At 70.2% G+C, this 7105-nt stretch carries 7 protein-coding genes; 2 read left to right on the forward strand and 5 right to left on the reverse strand.

The window, feature by feature from the left end:
- Positions 1-231 precede the first annotated feature (231 nt).
- A complete protein-coding gene (locus tag AC2YG9_RS10820) occupies positions 232-576 on the forward strand; it encodes a DUF6481 family protein (RefSeq protein ID WP_487297975.1) in 345 nt (114 codons plus the stop codon).
- 56 nt (positions 577-632) lie between these two features.
- Positions 633-1385, forward strand: coding sequence for an SDR family oxidoreductase (locus tag AC2YG9_RS10825; protein WP_487297976.1), 753 nt, complete (start codon positions 633-635; stop codon positions 1383-1385).
- A gap of 1 nt (position 1386) precedes the next feature.
- On the opposite strand, the gene AC2YG9_RS10830 is transcribed toward AC2YG9_RS10825, so the two are convergent.
- From AC2YG9_RS10830 to AC2YG9_RS10850, 5 genes are all read right to left on the reverse strand, one after another.
- Positions 1387-1581 (reverse strand): hypothetical protein, encoded by a 195-nt coding sequence (locus AC2YG9_RS10830; RefSeq protein ID WP_487297977.1) that lies wholly within the window; start codon positions 1579-1581, stop codon positions 1387-1389.
- Between the two features lie 89 nt (positions 1582-1670).
- Positions 1671-3239, reverse strand: coding sequence for a HAMP domain-containing sensor histidine kinase (locus tag AC2YG9_RS10835; RefSeq protein ID WP_487297978.1), 1569 nt, complete (start codon positions 3237-3239; stop codon positions 1671-1673).
- 1 nt (position 3240) lies between these two features.
- Positions 3241-4011: a response regulator transcription factor gene (locus tag AC2YG9_RS10840; RefSeq protein ID WP_487297979.1), complete on the reverse strand. Its 771-nt coding sequence runs from the start codon at positions 4009-4011 to the stop codon at positions 3241-3243.
- On the reverse strand, positions 4008-5498 hold the full coding sequence (locus AC2YG9_RS10845; protein ID WP_487297980.1) for a DUF4153 domain-containing protein: 1491 nt from the start codon (positions 5496-5498) through the stop codon (positions 4008-4010). Before AC2YG9_RS10845 ends, AC2YG9_RS10840 begins: the two co-directional genes overlap by 4 nt.
- 105 nt (positions 5499-5603) lie before the next feature.
- Positions 5604-6770, reverse strand: coding sequence for an acyl-CoA dehydrogenase family protein (locus tag AC2YG9_RS10850; protein ID WP_487297981.1), 1167 nt, complete (start codon positions 6768-6770; stop codon positions 5604-5606).
- Positions 6771-7105 lie beyond the last annotated feature (335 nt).

Raw genomic sequence — 7105 nt, forward strand, 5'->3', positions numbered from 1 at the left:
GAAGGCCCCCGTCTCGCGGTTTTCGGACATCACCGTCGTCGGATCCCTGCCCAGTTCGGGCTGCGCCCGAACTGGAAAAGCAGGGCCCGATTCCCTAAGTCAGGCGCGCGACGGGCGTCGAAACCGCAAAACACTTTCGCCTGTCGCGCGCCGCCAAACCTTGCAATTCCGCGGAATCTGCGGTTTGAGGCGGGCGCAAATTTTTCAAGCACGACTCTATCGAAGGACTGAATGAGAGATCCTCTGAAAACGGGCTTCAATGACCGTATCGCCGCCGCTGCCGAAGCCAAGAAAGCCATGCTGGCGCGGATGAAGCCCAAGCCGACCGTGACCGACCCCAACTTCGTCGATCGCGCCACCCGCAAGGCCCAGGAACTCGAAGCCATCCGCGCCCAGCGCCAGGCCGAGAAGGACGCCGCCAAGGCCGCCCAGGAGGCCAAGCGCCTGGCCGAGATCGAAGCCCGCGCCGAAGCCGCCGAAACCGAGCTGGAAGCCAAGCGCCGCGAGCGCAAGGAACGCAAGGCGGCCGCCAAGGAAGAAGCCCGCCTGAAGAAAGAACTGCGCCGGGCTCACTAGTCGGGCGTTCTGTCGGACCTTAGGGTCGCTCCCAAAGCAAACGAGGAGCGCCCCTGATGTCCGATCTGTTTTCCCTCGCCGGCCGTACGGCCCTGATCACCGGCGGCTCGCGCGGCATCGGGAAGATGATCGCGGCCGGCTATATCGCCGCCGGGGCCAAGGTCTACATCTCCGCCCGCAAGGAAGTCGCCTGCCGCGCCACGGCCGAGGAGCTGGGCTGCGTCGCCCTGCCGGCCGATGTCTCGACGATGGAGGGGATGAAGGGCCTGGCCGCCGCCTATGGCGAGCATGAGACGAGCCTCGACATCCTGGTCAACAACGCCGGCGCCGCCTGGCTGGCCCCGTTCGATGACTTCCCCGAGAAGGGCTGGGACAAGGTCATGGACCTGAACGTCAAGACGCCCTTCTACCTGACCGCCGCCCTGGCCCCCCAGCTGCGCGCCGCCGCCAGCTTTGAGCGGCCGGCCAAGGTGATCAACATCTGCTCCATCGACGGCATCGCGGTGAACCCGCAGGAGACCTATCCCTACGCCGCCAGCAAGGCCGGCCTGATCCACCTGACCCGCCGCATGGCCAGGACCCTGATCGCCGACAACATCGTCTGCAGCGCCATCGCCCCCGGCGCCTTCGCCAGCGACATGAACATCGCCGCCCGCGACCAGGCCGAGGCGGTCGCCTCGCGGGTGCCAGCCAGGCGGATCGGCACGGACGAGGACATGGCCGGAGCGGCCATCTACCTGGCCTCCCGGGCCGGGGACTATGTGGTCGGCGCGACCCTCACCGTCGACGGCGGGGTGGCCTACTGCTGAGCTAGAAGCTGCGCCGCCCGACCCGGCCGAGCGCCCCGACGGCGGCGGCCGCGAACTCGCCGGTGCGCCAGGCGGTTTCGCGGTCGGCGGCCTGACCGCTGGCGGCGACCCGGGCCTCGAGATCCATCAGGGTCCAGACCCATTGGCTGTTCTCGGGACGGACGAAGAGGGCGAAGCCTTCGGTGGACGTGGGCATGGGAACCTCCCTTACTGATGGGGAGGAGCATGGCCTGGGCGCGTGAAGCGGGTTTGGTCCGCGCGGCGCCGATTCGGTGCAGACGGGCCTTAGGCGAGGGGCAGTCGCAGCTCTAACCGCGCGCCGGTCTTGCAGGGCGCCACGGTGATCGTGGCGTGGCTGGCCGCCAGCAGGGAGCGGGCGATGGACAGGCCGAGGCCCGTGCCGCCGTCCGCGCGATGGCTGGTGAAAAAGGGTTCGAACAGGCGCTCGCGGTCCCCTTCGGCGACGCCGGGGCCATCGTCCTGCACGGCGAGGCAGAGCTGACCCGCCTCGACGGCGGCGGACAAGACGGCCGATTTCGCCCCGGCCTGGCGGCTGTTTTCCAGCAGGGTGGTGAGCACCGCCTCGATGGTCGCCTCCGGCACGGCGACGTGCGGCAGATCGTCGGTCAGGTCGATGGTGACCTTGAGGGCCGGCTGGCTGTCGGCGACGCGGCGGGCGGCGGGCAGCAGGTCGATGGCGACGCCGGCCTCGGGCCGGGCCATGTCGGCGCGGGCCATGTCGAGCAGCCGGGTGACCAGCTGGGTCAGGCGGGCGTTGTCGGCGGCGATGTTGTCGAGGAAGCGCCGGCGCTCGGCCGGGCTCATGGTCTCGAAGTGGTCCTGCAACAGTTCGACGGCGCCGCCGATGCCGGCCAGCGGCGTCTTGAACTCATGGCTGACGGCGGCGGCGAAGTCGCGCAGGTAGCGGCTGCGGGTCTCGATGGCCTGGGCCATCTCGCGGAAGTCCTCGTACAGGGCGCGGATCTCTACGGCGGCGGTCTGCGGCGTCTCCGGCACATCGCCGCGCCCGGCGGTGACCTCGCGGGCGGCGCGGCTCAAGGCCACGATCGGCCGGCTGATGCCGCGCGAGACGATGCCGGCCATCAGGATCAGCAGGGCGACAATCATCACCAGGCCGAAGACGATCTTGCCGCGATCCTCATAGACGCCCCGGAACAGGGCCCGGGGCGAGCGGGACATCAGGAGCACGCCGCGCACCCGACCCTGGGCGATGATCGGCCGGGCGTGGTGGATGCGGATGGTCGAGGCGCGGGACAGCCACTCGTAGTGGCTGTCGGGCTTGTAGTCGCTGTTGTCGCGCAGGACGGTGGCCGGCTGGCCGTTGAGCGCCGCCTTGACCTCCGGCAGGCGGGAAAGGTCGCCGCCCTTGCCATAGCCGCGCACCACCTGGCCCCGGCTGTCGAGCACCAGGATGGAAGCCAGGGTGGTCTTGACCGTGGCGTCGATGACCGGGCCGAGCTGATCAGCGGCGACGGCCGCGTCGGCGTCGGGCGCGGCGCGGGTGGGGCGAGCCGGCGGACGTTCGGGCAGGATCGGGCTGTCCGACAGGTCGATGGTGGTGCGTTCTGGCTGGTAGAAGTCAGGCGCCTTGGTGTCGGCCGGCGGCGGGGCGGGCAGGCCCGGCCAGCGTGCGGCGGCGGCGGCGGCGAGGGCGGCGCCCTGGGCAACCAGCTCGGCCTCGGTCTGGCGGACCAGGGTGTTTTCGTAGACGCGCAGGCCAACGGCGCTGAACACCGGCATGGCGGCCACGAACAGCAGCACGCCAAGCAGGATGGTGCGCAGCTTCAGCGCCGGCCAATGCCGTTTGATCACCGCCTTGAGCCTTTGGATCAAATCAGGCCGCCTCTCCCCTGCACGGGCCCAGGCGGTATCCGACGCCGGCCTTGGTCTCGATGACGTCGTGGCCGCCGAGCGCGGCGAACTTGCCGCGCAGGTTGCGCACATGGCTGTCGATGGTGCGGTCGGTGATGGCGAAGCCCGGGCCGTGCAGCCGGTCGATGATGGCGTCGCGGGTGAAAACGCGCGACGGGGCGGCGGCCAGCGCTTTCAGGATGCCGAACTCGGTGACCGTCAGGGCCGCCTCCTGGCCGGCCCAACGGGCGGTCCAGCCGTCGGTGTCGAGGGTCAGCCGGCCGTGGTTGATCATCGTCGAGGGGGCCGGGGCGGCCGCCGCGGCGGCCTGGGAGCGGCGCAGGATGGCGCTGATGCGGGCGGTGACCTCACGCGGGCTGAACGGCTTGACGACATAGTCGTCGGCCCCGAGCTCGATGCCCAGCACCCGGTCGATCTCGTCGTCGCGGCTGGACAGGAAGAGGATCGGCGTCGAACCCTGGGCGCGCAGGCGGCGGCAAACCTCCAGGCCGTCGAGGCGCGGCATGTTGATGTCCAGCACCACCAGGTCGGGCGCCTGTTCCTCGACCGCCACCAGAGCCGCGACGCCGTCCTCGGCCTGGCGGGTGGCGTAGCCGGCCTTGGTCAGGGCGAAGTCGAGCAGTTCGCGGATATGCGGGTCGTCGTCGACGATCAGGATGGAGCGGGACATGGCGTGCATCATTCCGAAGGCGGGGCGAAGGTCAACGGTGGCCGGGTGAATGGCGGGGGTCATGGCTGAGGCTCCTGGGAAGGCGGCGTGTTGGGCGGGGCGCAGCCGCCGCAGCCGGCGGGCTCGGGCGGTAGGTTGGCGACGAGGGAGCGGGCTTCGCCCAGGCGGCGTCGGCTGCGCCAGGTGAGGTCGCCGCCGTCGGTGGTGGCGTAGAGGCGAAGGCCCCTGATCACCCTTCGATATTCGGGGCTCAGCGGCTGCTGCTCCAGCCGCGCCAGCGGAACCAGGGCCGAGGGACCCAGACGGTTGATGTAGCCGATGTCCAGCGCGGCGCCCGTGCCGTCCATCTCGCGGGCGTGGCGCAGGTTCCAGTCGGCGGCGATCTCGCCGCTGTCGCCGACCGCGAAGGCCAGCAGCACCACCGCGCCGGCGGCGGCGTTCATGTTGATCAGCCAGGCGGCCGACTTCTCGCGGAGCAGCCGCCAGCCGATGAGGATCAGGCCGACGGCGACCAGCCCCATCCAGGCGAGGGCGGCGATGCGCATCCGGGTGAGGTCGAAGCTGTCGATGTAGAGCAGGGTCCGCTGGATGGAGAAGACCACCAGCAGGACGTTCTGGGCGACCCAGGCGGCGACCAGCAAGCGGACCAGCGGCCGGCGGCTGGTCTCCGATCCCGGGGCCAGGGCGACCAGCACGAAGAGGCCGGCCAGAAGGGCCGTGACGATCAGCGGATAGGCGCCGCGGTGGGCGTATTCGGCCAGGGTGTGCTCGGTGGGCAGCCGGGCGCCGCTCCACAGGAAGGCGATGTCGAGGCCGTTCTGCAGGGCGAACAGGGCGTTGAACAGGATCAGGGACACCGTGATGGAGGCCGGGTTGACCCCCGGCAGTTTCGCCTCGGTGCGGGCGGCCGGCATGCGCAGCGGCTTGCGCAGGTGGACGGGGCGCAGGAGGGCGAAGCCGGTCAGGGCCGTGAACACCCAGAGCGCGACCTGGATGCCGCTGAGGTCGGGCCCACGCAGGGACGCGAGGGCGTCATGCAGCAGCGGGTTGGCGGCCGAGAACAGGCCGAGGAAGACGGCGCCGCCGATCAGCGGCAGGGCCAGAGTGCGCACCGCCTTGCCGAACGAGGGGCCGGGGCGGCCCTTCAGCCGCTTGAGGCCGAACTGGACGAGGGTCTCGATCGGCATGCGGATGACGCCGGTGGCCATGACGATCAGCCGCTGGACCCAACTCCAGACCCCCTCGCCGAAGCCGGCGCGGGGAACCAGGGCGGCGATGGCCAGCGCCACGGCCCAGAACACCAGCCCCAGCCGCGACTGCGTTTCGACCTGCAGCGCGGCCAGGGCAGCGGCCAGGAGGAGGAAGGGCCAGCCGTGGCGGCGGGCGGCGGGGCTGGCGATCGCCAGGGCGACAACGCCGGCGAAGAGAACGATGGCCAGGTTGCCGCCGAAGACCTCCATGGCCCAGAGCGTGCGGTCGGCGACGACCACCAGGACCAGGGTCAGGACGACCCGGAGCCAGAAACTGTAACGGCCCGACCGGGTCCCCATGAACGCCTCCCAACGTGAGGCTTCGACGCTGGGGCCGCAGCGTCGAGGACCGGTGGGCTCAGCCGTGCAGGGGCGGACCGGGCGTGTGCAGATTCCGTGCAGAGGTTAGCGGCGGCTGCCCAGCAGGTTCCTCGCCACCACCCATTGGTGGACCTCGGTCGGGCCGTCGTAGATGCGCATGGTGCGGATCTTCGAGGCCATCATGTGCAGCGGCAGCTCGCGGGTCATGCCCATGGCGCCGAAGGTCTGCATGGCGCGGTCGACGACTTCCCAGGCCATCTCGGTGGCGTAGCCCTTGATCATCGAGATTTCGGTGCGGACGTCGCGGCCCTGGTCCATCTTCCAGGCGCAGTCATAAGTCATCAGCCGGGCCGCATGGATGCGGGTGTGGGCGTCGGCGATCCAGTTCTGGATGGTCTGACGCTCGCTCAGAGGCACGCCGAAGGTTTTCCGCTGCGGCGCGTACTCGATCATCATCTCCAGGGCCCGCTGGGCCATGCCGATGGACCAGGCGGCCATCTCGCAGCGGCGGGTGCCCAGGCGCACCTGCATCGGCGCGAAGCCCTGGCCTTCGACGCCGAGGAGCTTCCAGCCGGGGACGCGGACATCGTCCAGCGCGATCTCGTAGGTCGACTGGCCGCCGAGCATGGGGATCTTGCGCAGGACGTTGAAGCCCGGGCTGTCCTGATCGACGAGGAAGGCGCTCATGCCGCCACGGCCGCCCTTTTCCTTGTCGGTGACGGCCATGACGATGGTGAAGTCGGCGTGGTCGGCGCGGCTGATCCAGATCTTGCGGCCGTTGATCACCCAGTCGTCGCCGTCGCGCACGGCGCTGGTGGTCATGCCCGAGGGGTCGGCTCCGGCTCCGGGTTCGCTGATGCCGATGGCCGAGATGGTCTCGCCGGCGACATAGGGGGCGAGGTAGGCGACGCGCTGCTGCTCGTTCACCGTGGCCATCATCATCCGCAGGTTCGGGCTGTCCGGCGGGATGGTGTAGTTGGTGATGTTGCGGCCCAGCTCCTCGTTGACCGCGACCATGGCCACATGCGGCAGGTCGTGGCCGCCGACATCCTCCGGCGCGTCGAGGCCCCAGAGGCCCAGTTCGCGGGACACGGCATCGACCCTGGCGGTCTCTTCCGCGGTGAGGGCGGCCGCGCCGCCGGCCGCCTCGCGGGCGAGGACGCCGGGCTCGAGCGGGATCAGGTAGTCGTCGACGAAGCGACGGACCAGGTCCTTGAGCATCCGGTGGTCTTCGTCGAGGTCGAAGTTCATGGCGCGTCCCCTTGGCGTTTCGGCGAGGTGTAGCAGGGTGACGGGGAGGCAGGGGAAGAGGTTTTCGGGCCGGCCCGGCATCGGCGGCCGTTATCGAAGCGGCGGACCATTGTACCGCCTCACCAACCTGCAAGACAGGCGCGCGTCGTCCGGTGGACGGAGGATTCCGCGCAAACCCAGGCCGGCGTGGGTTTCGGCGTTGGCAGAGGCCCTGAGGATGTAGGCGCGGGCGTAGGCCGGGCGTAGGTGAGGCGGCTGTGAATGTAGGCCGGTTTCACCAACGGGAAGCCTACGGGGCCGGACGGCTGAGCCGAGCGACCGCCCAACAGCGGTGA

The sequence above is a fragment of the Caulobacter sp. SRI_014 genome (assembly GCF_057586315.1).